A 21,723-nucleotide genomic window follows, 5' to 3' on the forward strand; every position below is an offset into this window, starting at 1 on the left:
GCGTCTTCGTGCTCGACGGTGTCGCAGGTCCCGATTCGCGCCTACGTTCGCGGTCGTCTGCCTTCCGGCGGCTCCGATTTGGCGGCGAGCCGCCGCGTTCTGTGACGCTTCCGTTGAGATTCTCCATAATTGTCACCTTTTTTAGCACTCTCTTGCATCGGCTGCTAAAATGACACGTTGGTATTGCATCGCCTGGTGCCGATGAAGCGGCGGCTTGAGCGGTGGAAGAGAGAGGAAAGGTGGAGAAGCGTGCTTTCGGATCGAAGGCAAAGGGTGCTTGCAGCCCTCATCGAAGAATACGTCGCGCGCGCTCTGCCGGTGGGCTCGCGCACGTTGACGGAGCGCTACCAGCTGGGCGTGAGCCCCGCGACGGTGCGCAACGAGCTGTCGGTTCTCGAGGACGGCGGCTACATCGCGCAGCCGCACACGTCGGCGGGGCGCATCCCGACCGATCACGGGTACCGCGCGTTCGTCGACAACCTGCTGCAGACCGACCTTGCGGGCGACGATGATCGTTACAGCCCCGTGGTGGACCAGCTGCGCCGCAGCGCGAGCGAGCTGGACGCCCTGCTCGAGCAGACGTCGTCGGCTCTGACGCGCTTGACCGACTGCCTTTCCATCGTGATCGCCCCCTCGGTCCTCAACCTGCATATCAAGCAGCTTTCCCTGATATCGCTGTCGTCCATGAGGGCGCTCGTGGTGCTGGTGACCGAAGACGGCCAGGTGTTCAATCGCCAGATGGAGTTCGCCGAAGAGGTTTCGGGCGACGATCTGGCGCACGTGCAGCATTTCCTGAGCGACGTCTTCACGGGCAAGTCGCTCCAGGAAATCGAAGACGGGCTGGGGCAGGGCATGGTCGAGGCGTTTCGCGACCCGCTCGTGCGCATGGCGCTCGACGAGGTGCTGTCGTGTTTGCAGGAAAGCGAGCAGTCGCGCGCGCATCGCCTAGGCGTAAGCTCGCTGCTCAGCCAGCCTGAATTCAGCCAGTCGCAGGCGTTGCTGCCCGTCATGCAAGTGCTCGAGGACGACACGGTGCTCCTGCAGATCATGGACGAGGCGTCCCGTCAGGCTGCCGGCGTTCCAAGCGTGCGCATCGGCAGCGAAAACGATGCCGCGGCGCTTTCGGGCGTGTCGGTGGTGGCAAGCCGGTACGGACGGGGCGAGTCTGCCGGCGTGGTGGCCGTGGTAGGCCCTACGCGCATGGACTACTCGAAGGTTATCCGCGCGGTGCGCATAGCAAGCTCCGCGCTCGAAGACGTATAGCAGTTAGGTAGAAGCAAAAACGAGTGCAGCGGAAGGGGCGGTCCTTCCGCTGGTGAAGAAAGGTTTCAACGACAGATGGCCAAGGATCTGTACGAAGTTCTGGGAGTGTCGCGGGACGCGAACGAAGACGAGATCAAGAAGGCGTTTCGCCGCCGCGCGCGCGAGCTGCACCCCGATGTAAACAAAGCCCCCGATGCCGAGGACCAGTTCAAAGAGCTCAACGAAGCGTACGACGTGCTGTCCGATCCGGCGAAGCGCGCGCAGTACGACCGGTTCGGGACCATGCCGGGCGCGGCGGGCGGCGGCAACCCCTACGGCGGCGGTTACGTGGACTTCGAGGATTTGTTCGGCGGCGGCTTCGGCATGGGCGACATCTTCAGTTCGTTCTTCGGCGGGCAGGCCGCTGGCCATGCGCCCCAGCGCCGCGAAGGCCGCGACATGGGCGTCGGCTTGCGCCTGACGCTTGAGGAAGTGGCCGCTGGAGCCAAGAAGGAGATCGTGTACGATCGCCTGGCTCCGTGCCCCGACTGCGACGGCTCGGGCTTGGGCCCCGACGGTCGCGAGGTCGTGTGCCCCGATTGCAACGGGCAAGGCCGCGTGGTCACCGTGCAGCGTACGTTCTTGGGCGACATGCAGACGGCCACCACGTGCAAGACCTGCGGCGGCACCGGCCATACTATCGAGAACCCGTGCCCGGAATGCGAGGGCCAGGGCCGCGTGCCCGACCGCCAGCGCGTGACCGTGGAGGTTCCCGTGGGCATCCGCGATTCCCAGCAGCTTCGCCTGTCCGGCTTCGGCGAAGCAGGCATGCACGGCGCGCGTCCGGGCGACCTGATCGTAACCTGCCGCATCCAGCCGCATGAGTTCTTCGAACGCGATGGCGACAACCTGCACGCGCGTGCGAACGTGTCCATCGTGCAGGCAACGCTCGGTTCGGAAATCGAGATCGACGGCATCTTCGAGGACGAGAAGGTGCAGGTTCGCATTCCCGAAGGCTGCCAGAACGAGCAGGTGGTGCGCGTGAAGGGCTGCGGCATGCCGCGCTTCCGCAGCGACGCGCGCGGCGACATGTTCGTGCATGTGAACGTGCAGGTGCCCAAGAAGGTCACCAAGAAGCAGCGCGAGCTTTTGGAGCAGCTGGCCGAGGAGATGGGCGAGGACGTGGCCGACGAGCGCACGCCGTTGCAGAAACTGCGCGACGCGTTCCAGTAGGATCGTCGGCCTGCCGGCCGATGCGCCCACTTGTATCACCCTGCGACCGTTCGACCTGCGAGGTTCCCCGTATGTCCCTGCCACATTTCTACCTGCACGACCAGGTGATCGCCGACGAGCCCGCCGAGTCCTTCCCGTTGCGCTTGGCACGCGACGATGCCAAGCATGCGCGCGTGCTGCGCCTTGCTCCGGGCGAGCACATTGCCGTGGTGGATGCCGCGCAGGACTATTTCGAATGCGAGATCGTGTCGTTTTCCGACCAGATTCCCCTGGTGCGCGTAGCCCAGCGGTTCGAGCGCGGCTCCAACGGGCCCTCGGTGGTGCTCGTGCAGGGCCTTGCCAAGGGGGACAAGATGGAAACGGTCGTGCGCCACGCGACCGAGCTGGGAGTGAGCGGGTTCGTCCCGCTTTCATGCGAGCGCTCCATCGTCAAACTGGATGCGAAAAAGACTGCGTCCAAGGCGGAGCGTTGGCGTGCCATCGCCAAAAGCGCCGCCATGCAGTCGGGCCAGCGAGCGGTTCCCGAGGTGAGCGCGCCTTTGTCGCTTGCCGAGGCGTGCGCGTTCGCGAAGAACGCGACTGCGGTGCTGATCTGCTGGGAAGAGGCTCCGCAGACGGCGCGCTTGGAGGACGCGATCGCGCGTGGCCTCATGCGCAACAGCATGCCGGCCGACGAGGCGCGCATTGTCGTGGTGGTCGGCCCGGAAGGCGGTTTGACGCAGCGTGAGGTGGATGCGCTTCTGGAATGCAACCCTTCTTCGGCGCTGGTCACGCTGGGACCTTCCATTCTGCGTACGGAAACGGCGGGCATCGTGGCGCCGGCGCTCGTGCTCTACGAGCTGGGTCGCATGGCGGCGGTGAGCGACCGGGGCGATGCGGGCGACGGGGCGGATCCGTTGCCGAGCGGCGCCTCCGAGGGCGAATCCGTCCGTACGCCCGAGCAGGCGGGCGAAGCCGGGGAAGCGGGCCGCCGGACGCTCGATCCCGGCCGCGCTCCTCGAAAGGGGCTGCTATGAGCTTCGCCGTGGTGAACCTGGGGTGCAAGGTGAACCGTGTCGAGTCGGATTCCTTCGCCGCCGCCTTGCTTGCCCGAGGGCAGGCCTGCGTTGCTGAAAGCGAAGCCGATTTGATCGTGGTGAACACGTGCACCGTTACCGGCGAGGCCGAGAAGAAGACGCGCAAGGCCGTGCGGCGCGCGCTGCGTTGTAACGATCGAGCCGCGGTGGCGGTTACCGGGTGCGCGGTGGCCATCGACGCCGCAACGTACGAGGCCATGGATTCGCGCGTGCGCGTCGTGGGCAAGGGCCAGCTTCTGGAGCAGATCGAGCAAGGGCAATGGGATCATACGGGCGCCGTTCCTTGCGTCGCCAAGGCGGGCGAAGGGCACGTCGAGCTTGCGCCTGCTTCGGTGCTGCCGCTGGGTCGAGGCTTTCGGACGCGCGTGGGCGTGAAGGTGCAAGACGGATGCGACAACGCGTGCACGTACTGCATCGTGCACGTGGCGCGCGGTCGCGCCGCCAGTCGTCCAGCCGACGACGTGGCAGCCGAATGCACATCGCTCGCACGCGCCGGAGCGCGCGAGATCGTGCTGACCGGCATCAACCTGGGGTCGTATCGCGACGGCGCGCGGCGCGATCCAAGCGCGTTGCGCCTGGCCGATCTGCTGCGCCGCCTGCTCGACGAGACGGCGGGCCTGCACGAATCCGACGCGCCTCCCGTGCGCTTCCGCGTGTCGAGCATCGAGCCGCGCGACGTCGACGAGGCGTTCATCGAGCTGCTGGCTTCTGCGCAGGGTCGCGTGTGCCGCCATCTGCACCTGCCCTTGCAGGCGGGTAGCAACAAGGTGCTGCGCGAGATGGCGCGTCCTTACGATGCAAGGCGTTTCGAGGCGCTCGTGGACCGATTGCGCGCCAGCGTGCCCGGCATCAGCCTGTCGACCGACGTCATCGTGGGCTTTCCGGGCGAGACCGATGCCGAGTTCCAGGAGACGCTTGCCGTGGCGCGGCGTTGCCGCTTCTCGAAGATTCACGTGTTTCCCTATTCGCGCCGCGAGGGAACGCCGGCGGCCGCGCGCGACGACCAGGTGGCTTCCGAGGTCAAGGCGTCGCGCGCCGCGGCCCTGCGCGCCCTCGGCGACGAGCTGCGCGCCGCCGACCGCGCCCGTCGCGTGGGAACCGTCGAGCTTGCCCTGGTGGAAGAGGGCGGCGTGGCCATGACGGAAAGCTATCACGAGGTGGACGCTCCTGCGGGCGCGCAAGTCGGGTCGCTCGTCGAGGTCGCCCTGTAGCCAACTGCTGGCGGAAGTCCTGTACGACCGACTTCCGTCTGGCGTTCGCGCAGGTGCAACGGTATACTCTGTTTCGATAACGATCGCGAAACGGGGAAGCCATGACCGACGAAGAGGCGCGCGAGCGAGCGCGCAAACGGCTTGAAGAGCGAACCGCACGGCGCAACGGGCAAGCGGCCGGTCCGCATCCGCCACGTGAAGCGTCGTCGCGCCCCGATGGTCGGCAAGCCCGCCGCGCAGGTGCGGGCGAGCAGCATCATGGCGGCTCGAAACCGGCCGACCTCTTGCTTGCGGGCGTCGATGCCGTGTCGAATGCCGTCCGCGCACTCGGTCCGAAGCGCCTGCTTGCAGGGCTTGCGGCCGTGCTCCTGATCGTGCTAGCCGTGGTGGGCGTTCGCAGCTGCGCAAGCTGCACGGCCGAGCAGCCCGAGCCGGCTCCCGATCCTGCCCCTGAAGCGCAGCAACCGCAGAAAGATCCCATCGACCAGGCGGCTCTTTCCGCGATACTCGGAGACGACCTGACCGCGCAGCTTGTGAAAGCGGCCGAGACCAGCGACGATGCGGCTTGGATTGCCGCGCATCCCCAAGCGTACGCGGTTGACGGCGAAGCGGTGCAGTACAAGCTGCTCAAACTGGCGGCGACCGAGCCCGAGGCCGTTTCCTCCGTCAGGCAGTTCCCCGACGCGTATCCTGCCAGCGGAGCCGGGGCGTGCGACGAGGCGCGCAAAGGCGAGGTGCCCCGGCTGTACCAGTGGGACAGCCGTTGGGGCTTCACCGTGTACAGCTCGACCACGTTCGCGCTTACGGGGTGCTGTCCCACGGCGCTTTCCATGGTGTACCAGGGTTTGACAGGCAAAAGCGACCTGTCGCCCTACGACATGGGCGTTCGGGCGAAGCAGGGCGGCTACATGGCCACCTTCGACGGCACGGATTCGTCCTTCTTGACCAACGAAGCGGCGTCGCTTGGCCTGTCCTGCCAGCCGATCGGGGTCGATGCGGGCAGCCTGCGCAGCGCGCTCGAAAGCGGCGCGGTGGTCATCTGCAACGTCGGCCCCGGCGATTTCACGGACAACGGCCACTTCTTCGTCGTAACGGGGCTCGCCGACGACGGCACGCTCAAGGTGAACGATCCGTACTCGGCGCAGCGCTCGGATCGCACGTGGAACATCGACCAGGTGATCGGCCAGACCAAGGCGCTCTGGGCGTACCGCCTGGCCTAGGGACGGTCCCGCGGACTGCATTGTCGCCCGAAACGTACGGTTTCTGCGGCAAAACCGTACGTTTCGGGCGACAATGCGAATCGACTGCGAACTTGTTCCGGGCACCGTTTTGGGCACCTGCACCATATTCCCTTGTCGGTTCGGTGACATCGTCTCCGAGCGGGCGGCCGCATGGTACAATAGCCGGCATGACTGATCAGACGCACATTACCCTCACGGCTCCTCAGAGCGTGAACATGGCGCTCATCGTGGGCCCGGCCGACGAGCTGTTGCACATCGTGGAAAGCGCGTTCGAGGCGCGCATCACGGTACGGGGCGATTCCATCATGCTCGAAGGCGATCCCATCGAGGTGCAGTCGCTTACCGTTTTGTTCTCGGATCTCATCAAGCTGGTGGAAGGCGGCGACGAGCCCACTTCGGACTACGTCCGTCGCGCTATCGACCTGCTGCGCACGGCTGAATTCTCGCCGCGCGCTTTGCGCGAGGACATCCTGCTCACGTACCGAGGACGGGCCATACGCCCGAAGACCGCCGGTCAGAAGCAGTACGTGGACGCCATTCGCGAAAACACCGTCACCTTCGGCATCGGGCCGGCCGGAACGGGCAAGACCTACCTGGCCATGGCCATGGCGGTGGCTGCGCTCAAGCGCAAGGAAGTGGGACGCATCATCTTGACGAGGCCCGTCGTGGAGGCGGGGGAGAGCCTGGGCTTTCTGCCGGGCACCTTGACCGAAAAGGTGGATCCCTACATCCGTCCGCTTTACGACGCTCTGTTCGACATGACCGACATGGAGCGCGCAACCCAGCTCATAGACAACGGCGTCATCGAAATCGCCCCGCTTGCGTTCATGCGCGGGCGCACGCTCAACGACAGCTTCATTATCCTCGACGAGGCGCAGAACACCACGCCCGAGCAGATGAAGATGTTCTTGACGCGTTTGGGATTCGGTTCCAAGATGGTGATCACGGGCGACGTGACCCAGCTCGATCTGCCGCGCGGCATTTCCGGGCTCAAGGGCGTCCGCCGCATTCTCGAAGATGTGGACGATATCGCGTTTTGCGACTTCTCCGGCAAAGACGTGGTGCGCCATTCCCTGGTGGCCGCCATCGTATCCGCCTACGACCAGGCAAGCAAGAAGGGATAAGCCATGGATATCCAGATCAACTACGATTTTAGAAAAGACGAGCTGGAAAAGCTGCCGCTGCACGAGTTGACTCAGTTCGTGCTGACGCGCGAGGACAAGCCCTTCAACACCGAGGTGTCCATCAGCTTCGTCACCGACGAGGCCATCGCCGAGCTGAACGAGAAGTACCGCCAGAAATCCGGTCCCACCGACGTGCTGTCGTTCGAGTGCGACGGCGTGGACGACGACCTGTCGGCCATGACGCTGGCGCAGGACCCCGTCTTCGAGCTGGGCGACGTGATCATCGCCCCGGACGTGGCAAGCAGGCAGACGCGCGAGTTCGGCACCACCTTCGAAGAGGAGATCAGCTTGCTTCTCGTGCATGGCCTGCTGCACCTGTGCGGCTACGATCACATCGAGGACAACGAGGCCGAGGTCATGGAAAAGCGCGAGGCCGAGATCCTCGAAGCCTGGTCGAAGCGCTAAGCGCTCGACGTGATCACGAAAGCGTCGAACATCATGGACGAGGACGGGGAAAAGCGCGCTTCTGCGCAGGGGGACGTGCGGGACGAAGAAGGGTTCGTCCGCAATCGGGCGTCGAAGGAATCGCATGCGAGGTTTTCGCTCGGCCGCGCGTTCTCATGCGCGGGAGACGGGCTTGTCTTCGCGGTGCGCACGCAGCGCAATATGAAGATACACCTGGCCGTTGCCGCAGCGGCCGTGATCCTGGGCGTTCTGCTGCGCATCGACGCCGTATCGTGGATCGCGATCGTTTTGTGCATCGCTGCGGTGTTCGCGGCGGAGTGCTTCAACACGGCGCTCGAATCGGTGGTCGACCTGGTGTCGCCCGGGTACCACGAGCTGGCGCGGCGCGCGAAGGACTGCGCGGCGGCGGCCGTGCTCGTGTTCGCCCTCGCCGCTGTGGCGGTGGCCGCGCTCGTGTTCGTCCCTCGCTTGGCGGCGCTGCTCGGGGCGTAGAACTTCGGCGTCGCGCAAAGATACAGAATCGGTTGGAAGGAACGCAACCTTGAAAATGCCCGAACACTTCAAATCCGGCTTCGTCACGTTGGTGGGCAGGCCGAACGCCGGCAAGTCGACGTTGCTCAACGCGATCATGGGCAAGAAGATCGCCATCACGTCGAACACCGTGCAAACCACGCGCCACCGCTTCCGCGCGGTCTACACCAAAGACGACTACCAGATGATCATCGTGGACACGCCCGGCCTGCACAAGCCGCATGACGCGCTGGGCGAGGAGCTGAACGTCTCCGCGCTCAAGGCGCTCGAGGACGTGGACGTGGTGGCCATGCTCATCGACGCGTCGAAGCCCGTGGGCCGCGGCGACGAGTGGGTGGCCGAGCAGCTGCGCCGATCGCGCGCGAAGAAGATCTGCGTGCTGTCCAAGACCGACCTCGTGAATCCCGAGCAGCTTTCCCGCCAACGCGAAGCGGCCGAGAAGCTTGGCGAATGGGATGCGATGGTGGGCTTGTCCTCCGAGACCGGGAAGAACGTAGACGCGTTCATCGAGGAAGTGGTGTTCCTGCTGCCCGAGGGCCCGGCGTGGTTCCCGCTCGACATGGAAACCGACCAGCCGATCGAGGTCGTGGTGGCGGAGTTCATCCGCGAGAAGATCCTGCGTTCGTTCCACGACGAAGTGCCCCATGCTATCGGCGTGCAGGTGGAAGAGATGGAATACGACCGCAAGAAGGATCTCCATCGCATCTTCGCGCGCATCTACGTGGAGCGCGACAGCCAGAAGGGCATCATCATCGGCAAACGAGGCGCCGCCATCAAGCAGATCGGCACCGAAGCGCGCGCCGACCTTGAGCAGCTGCTGGGCACGCGGGTGTTCTTGGACCTGTCGGTCAAGGTGAAGAAGAACTGGCGGCGCGACGAGAACCAGATTCGCCGATTCGGCTACGGCGAGGGCTTGTAGGGCTTTGATGCACGCGCTTCGGCGCGCCGAAGCCAGCTTGGCTCGCGTTTTTTTGCAAGTATTGTCGTGAACCGGAGGTTCGCCGGGTTGTTCGGGTGCTCTCGTGGTTTTTCGGCTACAATCTTTTCGTACCGTCACCTGCGAGGGAGTAAGTCAGCATGATCTGTCCTCATTGCCATTCCGAAAACCGCGACGGCGCGAAGTTCTGCAACGAATGCGGACTGCCGCTGTCGGGGAAAATAGCCGAGGTTGCCGCCGCGGTCGATGCCGATCGGGAGTCGCTTGCACCTGTACCCGAAGCCGCGAACGACGACGAGCTCGATCCCGATTTCGCAGGCTCGGTCTCTTCCGACGAGGAAGAGCCGACTGCCGGCGTGCAAGCGGGATCATCCGGCCCGCTCGACCCCGCCAAGCTTCCCGCCATAGACGTTGCGGGCGTGAACGTCGACGAAGACGGCAACGCGTTCGATTTCAGCCCGTCCGACGAAGAAGCCGTCTCCGATGAGGCTTCCGAGGAGCCGCCGACGCGTGACGACGATCTGACCCCGTTCATTCCGAAGCGTTCTCAGGAAGACTTCGAGGCGGGGCGCACGGCCGACCTTTCCGGCCTTGACGAGTGCTTGGTCGATTCCAACTACGTGCCGCCGCAATCGTCGTGGCGTTCCGGCGGCACGATGGAGATGCCGCGTATCGAAGGCGGCGCAGCGCCGAAGCAGAAGGAGTTCCGCGCGCCCGATCCGAACGCGAAGAAGGGCGGCAAGGGCAAGGTGGTTGCCATCGTGCTCGCATGCTTGGTGGCCGCCGCGGGAATCGCAGCGGTTGCGACGTACCAGATGGAGCTTTGGGGCGGCAAGATCCTTCCCAATGTTGTGGGCATGACGCAGACCGACGCCACGTACGTGCTTGAGGGCAAGGGCTTCGCGGTGCGCACCATGCAGGTGAAGTCCGACGAGACCGAAGGCGTCGTGCTGCTTATGGACCCGGGCGCCGGCGCGCGCCAAGACGAGGGAACCGAGGTTGTCATACACGTGTCGGAAGCGCGCGTCGTGCCCGAAACGGTAGGCATCCAGCGCGATGAAGCCGCTGCGAAGCTGAAGGAATTCGGTTTCGAGAACGTGAAGTTCGTGACGCAGAAATCAGACGAGCGCGAAGGCATCGTCTTGGCCGTTTCCCCCGAAGCTGGTACGAAGGCCAAGGCGAACGAACCCGTCACCGTTACGGTGGCCGCTGCATACACGGTTCCCGATATCACGGGGATGACCTGGGATCAGGCGGTTGCCGCGATCGAGGCCGAGGGCCTGACGGCCACGAGCGCCTACGTTTACGATGACGCTGCGGCTGACGGAACCATCCTGGGCACGTCGCCTGCGGCAGGCGAGAAGGTTGCGTCGGGTTCGAGCGTTACCGTCAACATCGCGCGTTCGCGCGGGGCCGAGCTGACGGCGGCGGCGCAGGCGTATCTGGCAAGTGCGGGCACGGTGAACATCGGGGGGACCACCTACGCGATCCAGTCGGTCGACGGCATAACGTACCAAGGAAACGACACGACCGCTTTCACCATCACGGCTGCGGCGATAACCACGCTCGACGGCGAGACGGTGCGCGGCTCGTACAAGCAGAAGAGCGGCGTTATCGTTTGGGACAGCGCGAACAGCATCGTGAGCATTTCGTAGGCGCGGCGTGGCTCAGCCAACCTACGATGCGCGCGGCATCGTGCTGCGCAAGACGAAGCTGGGCGAGAGCGATCTGATCCTGACGATGCTCGTCGAGGACGGTTCGCAGGTGCGCGCGGTGGCGAAGGGCGCGCGCAAGCCTGCGAGCTCTTTCTCTTCGCGTTTGGAGCTCTATTCGGTGGCAGACGTGCTTTTAGCGCGGGGGCGCAGCCTTGACGTGGTGAAGGAAGCGCGCTTGGTGGAGAGCAACGAGCGCTTGCGCCGCGACATGGAGCACGCGGCCTGCGCGGCTCCCATGGCCGAGCTGCTCGACCGCGTTACGCAGATGGATCTGGAGAGCCCTCGGTTGTTCGCATTGACCTGCACCGCGCTCTCGTCTCTGGGACGGGTAGACGCATCGCGCGCTCCGTTGATCTGCGCAGCTCACCTGCTCAAGACCGTGTCGTTTGCGGGCTTGCGCCCCAGTTTGAGCGTCTGCGCGGGATGCGCCTGCGACGTTGCTTCTGCCGAACGCAGCGAGGTGTTCGTGTCGTATCGCGAGGGCGGGGTGCTCTGCTCAAGCTGCGCGTCCCAGGTTGAGTCGCAGCTGGTGCCCGGCGAGGTGGTAGCCTGGAGCAAAGCCCTGCTCTGCTCCACGTTCTCCGCCATCGAAGACATGGAGGCGGGTCCCTCCGAAGCCTTCGCGGTTCTGCGTTTTTGCCAGGAATGGATCTACGAACATGTTGGGACGCGCTTGAAATCGTTGAACTTTCTGTTCACGAGCGGGTTATTCTAGCAAGAGGAAAGGTTTGACATGTACACGTACAAGACGAGGGGAACGTGCTCCCGCGAGATCAACATCGAGCTTGAGGGCGATTCGGTGTCGCATATCGACTTCGTGGGGGGCTGCGACGGCAATCTGAAAGCTATCTCGAAGCTGGTTCAGGGCATGTCGGTGGACGAGGTTGCTGCGCTGCTCGAAGGCAATACGTGCGGCCGCCGTTCCACATCGTGCGCCGATCAGTTGGTGAAAGGGCTTCGCGAGGCGCAGACCGCCCGCTAGGGCCGCGCCTTCTGAACCGGGCGCGGCCCTAGCGGATCATGCCGCTTGGTACGCCCAGATGGCGCGGCATTGGCCGAGAACGGTTTGGAAATCCCAGCTTTGCGCGGTGCGCTCGGGGCTGTTGGGGTCGCGCACGATGAGCCGGCCTTGCTGGTCGATGCCTGCAAGCACGATGAAATGCCCCGTGGTGGTGAAGTCCCCGGGTCCTACGCTGCATATCACGGGCGACCCCGAAACGATCGCCCGCCTGATGCTGGCCTCGTCGGCGGGCAGCTCGGTTGCGGCAAGTCCCAGCCGGGCTGCGCCGTCGGTCATGAAGGTCCAGGCGGTGCCTTCGGTGGATGCCGCCCCCAGGCTTTCCGAGAACGCCCCCATATCGGCCGGGGTCATATCGTCTTTCCCGGTCAGAGCTATGTACGCCATGGTCATGCACGTGGGGCCGCAGCCGGTTTCCCCGAAGGAGTCTCCTGCGTACGTCGTGTTCGACCATGCGGGATCTTCCTGGTACAGGATCGGCATCTCGCCGATGCGCCAGGCGCTGCGCGGCGTGCTTTGCGCTGCGGGACCGGCGTTCGCGGTTGCCTGCGCGCCCTCGATGAGCGTCGTGAGCGAGGTGGCTGCGTAGAAGCACGCCCCGACGAGCGCGGCGACAAGTCCCGTCAACCCGGCCAGCTTGACGGCGCCGGCCCGTCCTTTCGCCGTGCCACGTCGAGCTGGCGCGCTGCGGCGGACGGGCCGATAGCCGTGACGATCGTGCTCGAACGAATTGGTGTAGCCCATAGCGGGTCCTTTCTACTGGCCGATGCGGCGGAGCGCCGCGGGGCGGGGCGTCGGTCCGCGCGAGCCTTCGCTTCCAGTATCCCCGCAGGCAGCTTTCGCGTCTCATAAGAAACGCCAACCGATGTATTAAGCTTTCCTTAAATTTTGAGTCGCCGCGACCGGGGGATCGACCGGGGCGGATACAATGAATCCAACGAGAGGCAAGGAAAGGGGCTAGACGTGGAGTCGAGGAACCGGGTGGCCGTATGCGATGACGAGCAGGCCATCGCCGACCTGGTAGGACAGCTGCTTTCCGAGCGGGGCTTCGAGCCCGCGGTGTTCTACGCGGGCGCCGATCTGCTCGACGTTTTCGAGCGCGAGGGGTTCGACCTCGTCATCCTCGATATCATGATGCCCGGTATGGACGGGTTCGCCTGCTGTCGCGAGATCCGCAGGACAAGCGCCGTTCCCATCATTTTCCTCACGGCGAAAGACGAGGAGATCGACAAGGTGGTCGGCTTCGAGCTGGGCGCCGACGACTACGTGGTCAAGCCGTTCAAGCCGCGCGAGCTGATAGCCCGCGTACGGGCGCGTCTTCGCCGCACGGCTCAACCCTCAGATGCGCGGTCAACGCCGTCGCTGTTGGAATCGAGCGGAATCGTGCTCGACGAGGGTGCCCACGAAGCCTCGCTGCACGGCGAACCGCTCACGCTCACGCCGAAGGAGTTCGCTATACTGGCGGAGCTGCTGCGCGCGAAAGGGCGGCCGGTGGCATCGCAATCGCTGTTCGAGAGCGTATGGAACGAACCTGCGAACCCTCAAAGCAACAACACGGTCATGGTGCATATCAGGCACGTGCGCAAGAAGCTGGCCGCCGTGGATTCCTCGCAGGAATTCATCGAGACGGTGTGGGGCGTCGGGTACAAGTTGGGCTGACAGCCTCGCGCTTGCAAGGAAAGGGATGGATGCTATGAAGGAAACGGTCCTCGACCAGGCCCGGCAGGATCAGACGCGCAGGCTTTCGAATGCCATTTTGCGCCGTACGATCGTGAACGTGATCCTGTTCTCGGTGGCGTACATAGCAGGGTTCGCGCTGTTCATGCTGACGCTGGGCAACGTCGTATCCAACCTCGTCTACCGATTGGTGCTGTACAACGACCAGATTCACGGACTGATCGCCATGCTGTTCATCCCGCTGACGATTTGCGGGTTCGTCCTGGGAATTGTGCTGGTGGTGCGCTCCGGCATTAACCGGGCGCTCGGCTACTTCGATCTGCTGCTCGACTCGGTGTCCGACATTCTCGCGAAGCGGGAAGGCCCCATCGTGCTGCCGGCCGAGCTGGCTCCAACGGCCATGGCTTTGAACGGGATAAAGGTGGAGTCGGAGCAGAACGAGCGCACGGCCAAGGCGGCCGAGGAGCGCAAAAACGAGCTGGTCATGTATTTGGCGCACGACATCAAGACGCCGCTCACGTCCATTATCGGCTACCTCTCGCTGCTTGAAGAGTCGCCCGACTTACCAGTGGAAGTCCGCGCTCGCTACACGGGCATCGCGTTGGCGAAGGCGCATCGGCTTGAGGAGCTGCTCGAAGAGTTCTTCGAGATCACGCGGTACAATTTACAGGCGCTTCCCATTGAGCGCTCGCGTTTCGACGGCGTTCTGTTCGTGAACCAGGTGATCGAGGAGTTCTATCCTCTGGCCGAAGGGCGCGCCCTGAGCCTGGCCTACGAAGGACCCGAGGAGCTTTCGGTGTTTGCGGACGCAAGCCGCGTCGCGCGCGTGCTCAACAACGTGATGAAGAACGCGGTGGCGTACGCCGATGCCGGAACCGACGTGGTCGTGCGCACGAACTTGACCGTTGCGGCGGACGGCTTCGTGTGGTGGGAGCTGACGGTGACCAACCGGGGCCGCGAACTGTCTCCCCAGCATATCGAGCGCATTTTCGAGAAGTTCTTCCGCGCGGACGAGGCGCGCGCCTCGTCGGGAGGGGCGGGGCTGGGGCTTGCCATCGCGCGCGAGATAGCGCGGGCGCACGGCGGCGACATCTATGCGACAAGCGATGCGGGCGTCACTTCGTTCACCATCTGGATTCCCCAGGGGTCGAGCGTGATCGCGCCGTCGCAGAGCGCTTGCGAGTGACCGACGCCGTTATATGTGGGCAAGCTGTGGCGCGCCCGTATCGTCTGCTTGCCGGGCGCGGGTGCTTGGCATACAATAGGTGGGCTGCGAAAACGCAGGCACTTTCCGCTTGGTTCGCATACGTCCACCGTATGTCCACCCAGAGGAAAGCGCGTACCCCGCGCTCCGTTTTCGGACGAGCGCAGAAAACGCGGAGCCGCAAGGCCCGCAGGAAAGGTGGAGACATGGCTGATAGGCTTAGCATCAGCAAGGAGCGTACCGCGGAGCTCATCAAGGAGTTCGGTAAGGGCGAGGGCGACTCCGGTAGCCCCGAGGTGCAGATCGCGATTCTTTCCGAGCGCATCCGCAACCTGACCGAGCACTTGAAGGTGCACAAGAAGGACAACCACACGCGCCGTGGCCTCATGATGCTCATCGGTAAGCGTCGCGGTCTTCTGAAGTACGTCAAGAACCGCAACATCGAAGAGTATCGCGTGCTCATCAAGAAGTTGGGCATCCGCGACAACATCTAAGCTCCGAGAAGCCCGCCCCGGCGGGCTTTTTCGCATAAACGCAGGGATCTTTCCCCGCACGAGCGGGGTTGGAAATACAAGCGGTCGGAAGCGCAAGGGCGCATTCGCTCGCGGCAGAGAGAAAACGTAAGTACCTCGTCGCCGAAGAAGCTGAGCAGCACTAGGGCCGCTCAGGTGAAGAGAAAGAAAAGAAGCTTATGGAGAAAATCGTCGAATCCTTCGAACTGTACGGGAAGCAGTACCGTTTGGAGACAGGCGAGCTGGCCAAGCAGGCCACGGGCTCGGTCGTCGTCACTCAGGGCGACACCACCGTGCTGGTGACGGCCGTCATCTCGAACCAGGAGAAAGACTACGACTTCTTTCCCCTTACGGTCGACTTCATCGAGAAGATGTACGCCGTCGGCCGCATCCCCGGCGGCTACCTCAAGCGCGAAGCGCGTCCGTCCGACAAGGGCACGCTGACCGCGCGCATGGTCGACCGTCCCATCCGCCCCGGTTTCGTGGACGGATTCAAGCGCGAGGTGCACATCGTGTGCACGACGCTCGTGGTGGATAGCATCAACCCGCCCGACACCGTGTGCGTCATGGGCGCTTCCGCGGCCCTCATGCTGGGCGCCGCTCCGTTCGACGGCCCTGCTGCGTGCGTGCGCATCGGCCGCAACCCCGAAACGGGCGAGTTCATCGTCAACCCGACGTTCGAGGAATCCGAGAACTCCGACCTCGAGCTGACCATCGCCGGTACGGCCGACTACATCTCCATGGTGGAGGCCGGCGCCGACGAGATCTCCGAAGAGGACATGCTGGCGGCCATGACGTTCGGCCAGGAGGCCATCGCCGCGTTCTGCGAGGCGCAGCAGCGCTTCCTCGACCGCGCCCATATCGAGCCGCGCGAGTGGCCCGTGCATGTGGCCGATCCGGCTATCGCCGAGCGCATCGCTCCGTTCGAGGCCGAGATGGCCGCCGCGCTGCGCGACGCCGACAAGCAGGCTCGCATGGGCAAGGTGGAAGAGCTCAAGAACCGCATCAAGGCCGAGCAGTTCACGGACGAGGAACTGGCCGCCTGGAAGGGCGACGTTTCCGCCGAGCTCAAGAAGCTCGAGAAGAAGGCTATGCGCGCCATGGTCATCGAGACGGGCGAGCGCGCCGACGGACGTCGCCCCGAGGACATCCGCCCGCTCTACATCGTGCCGGGCTACCTGCCCCGCGTGCACGGATCGGGCCTGTTCCAGCGCGGACAGACGCAGGCGCTTTCCATCTGCACGCTCGGCATGCTGAACGAGTGGCAGCGCCTTGACACCATCGACCCCGCCGAGGGCAAGCGCTACATGCACCAGTACAACTTCCCGCCGTACTGCACGGGCGAAACCGGCCGCATGGGCGCTCCGAAGCGTCGCGAAATCGGTCACGGCGCCCTTGCGGAGCGCGCTCTCATTCCGGTTCTGCCGAGCGAGGACGACTTCCCCTACGCCATCCGCGTGGTGTCCGAGGTGCTGGAGTCCAACGGTTCGTCCTCCATGGCGTCCACGTGCGGTTCCACGCTGGCGCTCATGGACGCTGGCGTGCCCATTAAGGCTCCCGTGTCCGGCATTGCCATGGGCCTCATCAAAGAGGGCGACGACGTGGTCATCCTTTCCGACATCCAGGGCATCGAGGACTTCCTCGGCGACATGGACTTCAAGGTGTGCGGCACCGAGAAGGGCATCACGGCTCTTCAGATGGACAACAAGGCCCGCGGCCTGTCCGTCGACATCCTCGCTCGCGCGCTCAAGCAGGCAAGCGAGGGCCGCGCTCACATCCTGGGCGCCATGCTGGAGACCATCGCCGCACCGCGCGAGGAGCTTTCCCAGTTCGCGCCGCGCATCGAGACCATTCACATTCCCGTTGACAAGATCCGCGACGTCATCGGCAGCGGCGGCAAGGTCGTGCGCGGTATCCAGGAGGAGACGGGTGCGCACATTGACATCCAGGAAGATGGCACCATCCACATTGCCGCCATCGAGGGCCCTGCTGGCGACGCTGCAAAGGCCATGATCCTGGGCATCGTCAAGGAGCCCGAGGTGGGCGAGGAGTTCGACGGCGAAGTCGTGGGCATCAAGGACTTCGGCGCGTTCGTCAAGCTCACGCCGGGCAAGGACGGCCTGCTGCACATCAGCCGCGTGGCGAACGGCCGCGTGGGCAAGGTGGAAGACGTGCTGAACCTGGGCGACATCGTCAAGGTGAAGGTGCTCGAGGTCGATCCCAACTCCGGTAAGATCTCGCTCGACCGCCTGGACAAGCCGGAAGCGCCCGCCGGCTCAGCTCCCGAGCGCGGCGACCGTCCGCGTCGCGAGGACCGCGGAGACCGCGACACCCGTCCCGGTCGTAGCGGTCGCGAAGGCCGCGGCGGCAACGGCGGCAACGGCCGTACGCCTCGCAGGCGTCACGAGGGCTAATCTTTCGGGAAAGGCTGCCGAAGCGGCTTTTCCGAGTTCGAGCGTTTTCGTTTGACGACGGGCGCCGACGACCCTGCGGTTGTCGGCGCCCGTTTCGTTTCTCCGGAAGCGGTAGGGCCGCTTCCGGAGATTTGGGCGCGAATGGTCGCAGGGACCACGCAGGGCGTTCTGCCGCTGACGGGCTTCATGTGCGAACGCCGCCCGATCCCGCCGCCGAAGCCCCGATGCGCCGATGCAGCGCCGTTCCTTTCCGGCTCGTGGTACTATGCTGCAAACAAAAGACGAAAGGAAGAACATGATCAAGGTTGCAGTGTCGGGTTGTGCAGGTCGGATGGGCACCGCGGTGGTAGATGCAGTAGGGAAGGCCGAAGACATGGAAGTCGTCTGCGGCATCGATCCGCACGGAGCGGAGCTCGACGCTGCGCAGCCCGTGTTCGCCAGCATTGCCGAGGCGCTCGAAGGCGCGACGTTCGACGTGCTGGTGGACTTCACGCAGCCTTCCGTCGTGGCCGACAACGTGCGCGCGGCCCTGTCGGCCGGCGTTGACTGCGTCGTAGGCACGACGGGCATGTCAAACCAGGTGCTCGAGGAGCTTGCGGCAGCGGCGGCGCCGGGCGCGTGCTTGTTCTACGCTCCGAACTTCACGACGGGCGCCGTGCTCATGATGGAGTTCGCCAAGGCGGCGGCACCGTATTTCCTGGAGGCCGAGGTCATCGAGTTCCATCACTGCAACAAGAAGGACGCTCCTTCGGGAACGGCCGTGCGCACGGCGCAGATCATCGCGGAAGCTCGCGGCGGGCGCGCAAGCGAGGCTCCGGGTCGCGAAACCGAGATGGAGGGCATGGAGGGCGCGCGCGGCGCGCTCGTCGAGGGCGTTCCCGTGCATGCGGTGCGCTCGATGGGCTACGTGGCAAGTCAGGAGGTCATGTTCGGCTCGCTCGGCCAGACGCTGACGATTCGCCACGATTCGTGGGATCGCACGTCGTACATGCCGGGCGTGCTGCTGGGCATCCGCAGCGTAGGCGCGCGCGAAGGCCTCATTGTAGGTTTGGAGAACTTCATGTCATGACGCTTGCGTCGTGGCATAATGACGGTTTGTACATGATGTAGGAACAGCAATGCGGCACGGTGCCGCGTTGCAGCAAGGTGAGGAGCACGAGCATGTCGCAGCCCCGTTTCGGTCGCATGATTCCGGCCATGGTGACGCCCTTTAATCAGGATCGCGAACTGGATCTGGACAAAGCCCAGGCTCTCGCCGTGCGCCTGGTCGACGGCGGCAGCGATTCGCTCATCATCAACGGCACCACGGGCGAGAGCCCGACCGTGTTCTACCCGCAGAAGATGAAGCTGTTCAGCGCAGTAGTCGAGGCCGTTGGCGATCGCGTCCCCGTCATCGCCAACGTTGGCGACAACTGCACTGCCGATACGGTCGACTTCGCACGCGACGTCGCAGCCTTGGGCGTCGACGGTTTCATGTGCGTGGTCCCGTACTACAACAAGCCGCCGCAAGAGGGCATTTACCAGCACTTCCGCGCTATCGCGGGCTCGGTGGAGCTGCCCATCATCCTGTACAACATCCCCGGTCGCTGCGTGGTCAACATGGAAGCGGAAACCACGCTGCGCCTGGCCAACGAATTCGACAACGTGGTAGCCGTCAAGGAAGCGTCGGGCAGAATGGACCAGGTGAAGGCCATCATCGACGCTGCCCCCGAAGGCTTCGACGTATACTCGGGAGACGACTCGGCCACGTTCGACATCATGCAGATGGGCGGTGCCGGCGTTATCTCGACGATCGGCAACGTGGCGCCTGCTCGCATGAAGGAAATCGTCGATCTGTGCGCCGCCGGCGATTGGGAAGTGGCGGCGGCCGCCAACGACCGCCTCATGCCGCTTATGACGGGCCTGTTCGAAACGTCGAACCCGATCCTCGTCAAAGAGGCGCTGCGCCTGCTCGATTTCCCGGTAGGCGGCGTCCGTCTTCCCCTGGTGGATGCGACACCCGAACAGTCCGAGCGTTTGGCGCAGATCATGCGCGAAACGGGCGTACTGCAATAAAGGAATGTAGCGTCGGTCACGACGCATTGACATAGCCGCGACGTGCGGAAGCGTAGAAGCTGGCCGTTTTGGTTCAGGCTTCGCGCGAGGAAGCCGGGTCTCCCGGCTCCTTGCGTATGCGCTGACGTGCGCGCACGATGAAAAGGAATGACATGGAAGAAAACAAGCCGCGCGCGCAACGCGGAAATGGACGTGCGCGCAAAACCGAACAGGACCAAGCCGGCAATCCCCAGCAAGGGCAGTCGGGCGAGAAGACGCGTTCGTACAAGCACGTGAAGCTGGACCGGCAGCGTCCGCAGCTCTCGAAGGAAGGCGTCGGCAATCGCCGCGCGCCCGGTTCCGGAAACCAGAGCTCGCGACGCAACTTCTCGTCGCCCAAGAAAGACGGCTCCGCAACGCTCAAGATCATCCCGCTGGGAGGCCTTGATGCCATCGGCAAGAACATGACGGCCTTCGAATGCAAGGGCGACATGATACTCGACGACGCCGGCCTGATGTTTCCCGACGACAACCATCCGGGCGTGGATCTGATCCTGCCCGATTACACGTACGTTCTGCAAAATGCCGAGAAGCTTCGCGGCATCATCATCACGCACGGTCACGAGGACCACACCGGCACGCTGCCGTACCTCATGAAAGACCTTGACCGCCAGGTGCCCATCTACGGCACGAAGATGACGCTGGGCCTGATCGAAGGCAAGTTCGCTGAGCATAAGATCAAGAACGCGAAGCTCGTGGAGATCAAGCCGGGCGACCAGGTGAAGCTCGGTTGCTTCACCGCCGAGTTCTTTGCCGTGAACCACTCCATCCCCGGAGCGGTGGGCGTGTTCTTCCAGAGTCCGGCCGGCAACGTGCTGCACACGGGCGACTTCAAGCTGGATCAAACGCCCATCGACGGCGTGACCACCGACTTCGCCGCGCTCTCGAAGTTCAGCGGCATCGGCGTGGACCTCATGATGAGCGACTCGACCAATGCCCAGAACCCGAACTTCACCCCCTCCGAAGCCGAAGTGGGCAAAGAACTGGCGAAGATCATCTCCCAGGCGAAGGGGCGCGTCATCATCGCGTCGTTCGCCAGCCACATCCACCGCATGCAGCAGATCTGCGACGCGGCCGTGGCGAACGGGCGCAAGGTGGTGGTAACGGGCCGTTCGATGATCCAAAACACCGACATCGCCCGTCGCTTGGGCTACCTGGACATCAGCGACACCGACATCGTGGACGCCTACGACCTCAAGGGCATCCCGGCCGACCAGGTGGTCATCATGTGCACGGGCAGCCAGGGCGAGCCGCTCTCGGCGCTGGCGCGAATCGCCAACGGCGACCATCGCACCATCTCCATCGACGAGGGGGACACCGTCATCGTGTCCGCCACGCCGGTGCCCGGCAACGAGAAAGCGGTGACGCGCGTCATCAACTCCCTGGCGAAGATCGGCGCCGACGTGTACGACAAGAGTCGCGCGCGCGTGCACGTGTCCGGTCACGCGGGAGCCGAGGAGCTCAAGCTGGTGCTGTCCATCGTGCAGCCCAAGGCGTTCATGCCGGTGCACGGCGAAGCCACGCACCTGCGGGCGCATGCGCGTTTGGCCGAGGCCACGGGCGTGCCCGCTGAGAACGTGTTCATCTGCGAAAACGGAGAAAGCCTCGAGCTGACCTCGCGCGGCGTCCGTCGCGGCGAGATCGTGCAGTCGGGCATCGTGTTCGTCGACGGCCTGTCGGTGGGGGATACCTCCCAGGGCGTGCTCGACGAGCGCAGCGCGCTGGCGGCTCAAGGATTCGCCGCCGTGGCTGCGGCGGTTTCCGGGAAGAAGAAGTCCGTGGCAGGAGCGGTGCAGGTCGAGATGCACGGCATCACGGGCGGAGACGACGACTACCTGGTCCGCGAAGCCCAGACTACGGTGAAAAACGCCATCGGGCGCGCGCTTTCCAAGGATGGCGGCGTTAAAGAGATCAAGAAGGCCGCGCGCGACGCGCTCCTTTCGCTGCTGTGGGAGCGCACGAAGACGCGCCCCATGGTAATTGTAAATTTGCTGGAGGTTTAAGCTATAATGGCCGCATGTGCCTTGGG

The 21,723-nt window shown here is 64.3% G+C and carries 20 protein-coding genes; 19 read left to right on the forward strand and 1 reads right to left on the reverse strand.

Annotated elements, in window-relative coordinates; translation table 11 throughout:
* Positions 1–249: 249 nt before the first annotated feature.
* The 12 genes from hrcA to ACMNI9_RS06000 all read left to right on the forward strand — a co-directional run bounded on the left by hrcA (position 250) and on the right by ACMNI9_RS06000 (position 11,757).
* A complete protein-coding gene (gene hrcA, locus ACMNI9_RS05945) occupies positions 250–1,263 on the forward strand; it encodes a heat-inducible transcriptional repressor HrcA (RefSeq protein ID WP_123191294.1) in 1,014 nt (337 codons plus the stop codon).
* Between the two features lie 75 nt (positions 1,264–1,338).
* Complete coding sequence (gene dnaJ, locus ACMNI9_RS05950; protein WP_114565704.1) at positions 1,339–2,475, forward strand: molecular chaperone DnaJ; 1,137 nt, start codon at positions 1,339–1,341, stop codon at positions 2,473–2,475.
* A gap of 71 nt (positions 2,476–2,546) precedes the next feature.
* Positions 2,547–3,491 carry an RsmE family RNA methyltransferase gene (locus ACMNI9_RS05955; RefSeq protein WP_216528533.1) on the forward strand — a complete coding sequence of 315 codons (945 nt, stop codon included), beginning with the start codon at positions 2,547–2,549 and terminating at the stop codon, positions 3,489–3,491.
* The gene (gene mtaB / locus ACMNI9_RS05960; protein ID WP_418831238.1) at positions 3,488–4,762 is read left to right on the forward strand and encodes a tRNA (N(6)-L-threonylcarbamoyladenosine(37)-C(2))-methylthiotransferase MtaB; all 1,275 of its coding nucleotides are present in this window, start codon (positions 3,488–3,490) and stop codon (positions 4,760–4,762) included. The genes ACMNI9_RS05955 and mtaB overlap by 4 nt, the downstream gene beginning before the upstream one ends.
* Before the next feature lie 101 nt (positions 4,763–4,863).
* Positions 4,864–5,982 carry a C39 family peptidase gene (locus ACMNI9_RS05965; protein WP_418831239.1) on the forward strand — a complete coding sequence of 373 codons (1,119 nt, stop codon included), beginning with the start codon at positions 4,864–4,866 and terminating at the stop codon, positions 5,980–5,982.
* Positions 5,983–6,170: 188 nt separating this feature from the next.
* Positions 6,171–7,127: a PhoH family protein gene (locus ACMNI9_RS05970; protein WP_114565700.1), complete on the forward strand. Its 957-nt coding sequence runs from the start codon at positions 6,171–6,173 to the stop codon at positions 7,125–7,127.
* 3 nt (positions 7,128–7,130) lie between these two features.
* On the forward strand, positions 7,131–7,592 hold the full coding sequence (gene ybeY, locus ACMNI9_RS05975; protein WP_225749220.1) for an rRNA maturation RNase YbeY: 462 nt from the start codon (positions 7,131–7,133) through the stop codon (positions 7,590–7,592).
* Positions 7,593–7,601: 9 nt separating this feature from the next.
* The gene (locus ACMNI9_RS05980) at positions 7,602–8,084 is read left to right on the forward strand and encodes a diacylglycerol kinase family protein (protein WP_225749219.1); all 483 of its coding nucleotides are present in this window, start codon (positions 7,602–7,604) and stop codon (positions 8,082–8,084) included.
* Between the two features lie 55 nt (positions 8,085–8,139).
* Complete coding sequence (gene era, locus ACMNI9_RS05985) at positions 8,140–9,042, forward strand: GTPase Era (protein WP_114565698.1); 903 nt, start codon at positions 8,140–8,142, stop codon at positions 9,040–9,042.
* Positions 9,043–9,200: 158 nt separating this feature from the next.
* A complete protein-coding gene (locus tag ACMNI9_RS05990; protein WP_216528529.1) occupies positions 9,201–10,715 on the forward strand; it encodes a PASTA domain-containing protein in 1,515 nt (504 codons plus the stop codon).
* Between the two features lie 7 nt (positions 10,716–10,722).
* Complete coding sequence (gene recO / locus ACMNI9_RS05995; RefSeq protein WP_418831240.1) at positions 10,723–11,490, forward strand: DNA repair protein RecO; 768 nt, start codon at positions 10,723–10,725, stop codon at positions 11,488–11,490.
* 18 nt (positions 11,491–11,508) lie between these two features.
* Complete coding sequence (locus ACMNI9_RS06000) at positions 11,509–11,757, forward strand: TIGR03905 family TSCPD domain-containing protein (protein WP_114565695.1); 249 nt, start codon at positions 11,509–11,511, stop codon at positions 11,755–11,757.
* Positions 11,758–11,793: 36 nt separating this feature from the next.
* Here ACMNI9_RS06000 and ACMNI9_RS06005 read toward each other — a convergent pair whose 3' ends face one another.
* The gene (locus ACMNI9_RS06005; protein ID WP_418831241.1) at positions 11,794–12,537 is read right to left on the reverse strand and encodes a C39 family peptidase; all 744 of its coding nucleotides are present in this window, start codon (positions 12,535–12,537) and stop codon (positions 11,794–11,796) included.
* A gap of 219 nt (positions 12,538–12,756) precedes the next feature.
* On the opposite strand from ACMNI9_RS06005, the gene ACMNI9_RS06010 reads away from it, so the two are divergent.
* The 7 genes from ACMNI9_RS06010 (at position 12,757) to ACMNI9_RS06040 (ending at position 21,697) form a co-directional block, all read left to right on the forward strand.
* The gene (locus ACMNI9_RS06010) at positions 12,757–13,452 is read left to right on the forward strand and encodes a response regulator transcription factor (RefSeq protein ID WP_216528527.1); all 696 of its coding nucleotides are present in this window, start codon (positions 12,757–12,759) and stop codon (positions 13,450–13,452) included.
* A gap of 25 nt (positions 13,453–13,477) precedes the next feature.
* On the forward strand, positions 13,478–14,656 hold the full coding sequence (locus ACMNI9_RS06015; RefSeq protein WP_418831242.1) for a sensor histidine kinase: 1,179 nt from the start codon (positions 13,478–13,480) through the stop codon (positions 14,654–14,656).
* 224 nt (positions 14,657–14,880) lie between these two features.
* Positions 14,881–15,168 (forward strand): 30S ribosomal protein S15, encoded by a 288-nt coding sequence (gene rpsO / locus ACMNI9_RS06020; RefSeq protein WP_114566115.1) that lies wholly within the window; start codon positions 14,881–14,883, stop codon positions 15,166–15,168.
* A gap of 197 nt (positions 15,169–15,365) precedes the next feature.
* Complete coding sequence (locus ACMNI9_RS06025; RefSeq protein ID WP_114566114.1) at positions 15,366–17,600, forward strand: polyribonucleotide nucleotidyltransferase; 2,235 nt, start codon at positions 15,366–15,368, stop codon at positions 17,598–17,600.
* A gap of 295 nt (positions 17,601–17,895) precedes the next feature.
* Positions 17,896–18,669, forward strand: coding sequence for a 4-hydroxy-tetrahydrodipicolinate reductase (gene dapB, locus ACMNI9_RS06030; RefSeq protein WP_418831243.1), 774 nt, complete (start codon positions 17,896–17,898; stop codon positions 18,667–18,669).
* Positions 18,670–18,761: 92 nt separating this feature from the next.
* Positions 18,762–19,655: a 4-hydroxy-tetrahydrodipicolinate synthase gene (dapA, locus tag ACMNI9_RS06035; RefSeq protein ID WP_216528525.1), complete on the forward strand. Its 894-nt coding sequence runs from the start codon at positions 18,762–18,764 to the stop codon at positions 19,653–19,655.
* Positions 19,656–19,807: 152 nt separating this feature from the next.
* Positions 19,808–21,697 (forward strand): ribonuclease J, encoded by a 1,890-nt coding sequence (locus ACMNI9_RS06040; RefSeq protein WP_216528524.1) that lies wholly within the window; start codon positions 19,808–19,810, stop codon positions 21,695–21,697.
* The last annotated feature ends 26 nt before the right edge of the window (positions 21,698–21,723 follow it).

Source organism: Paraeggerthella sp., assembly GCF_048427265.1.
Classification (GTDB): Bacteria; Actinomycetota; Coriobacteriia; order Coriobacteriales; family Eggerthellaceae; genus Paraeggerthella; species Paraeggerthella hominis.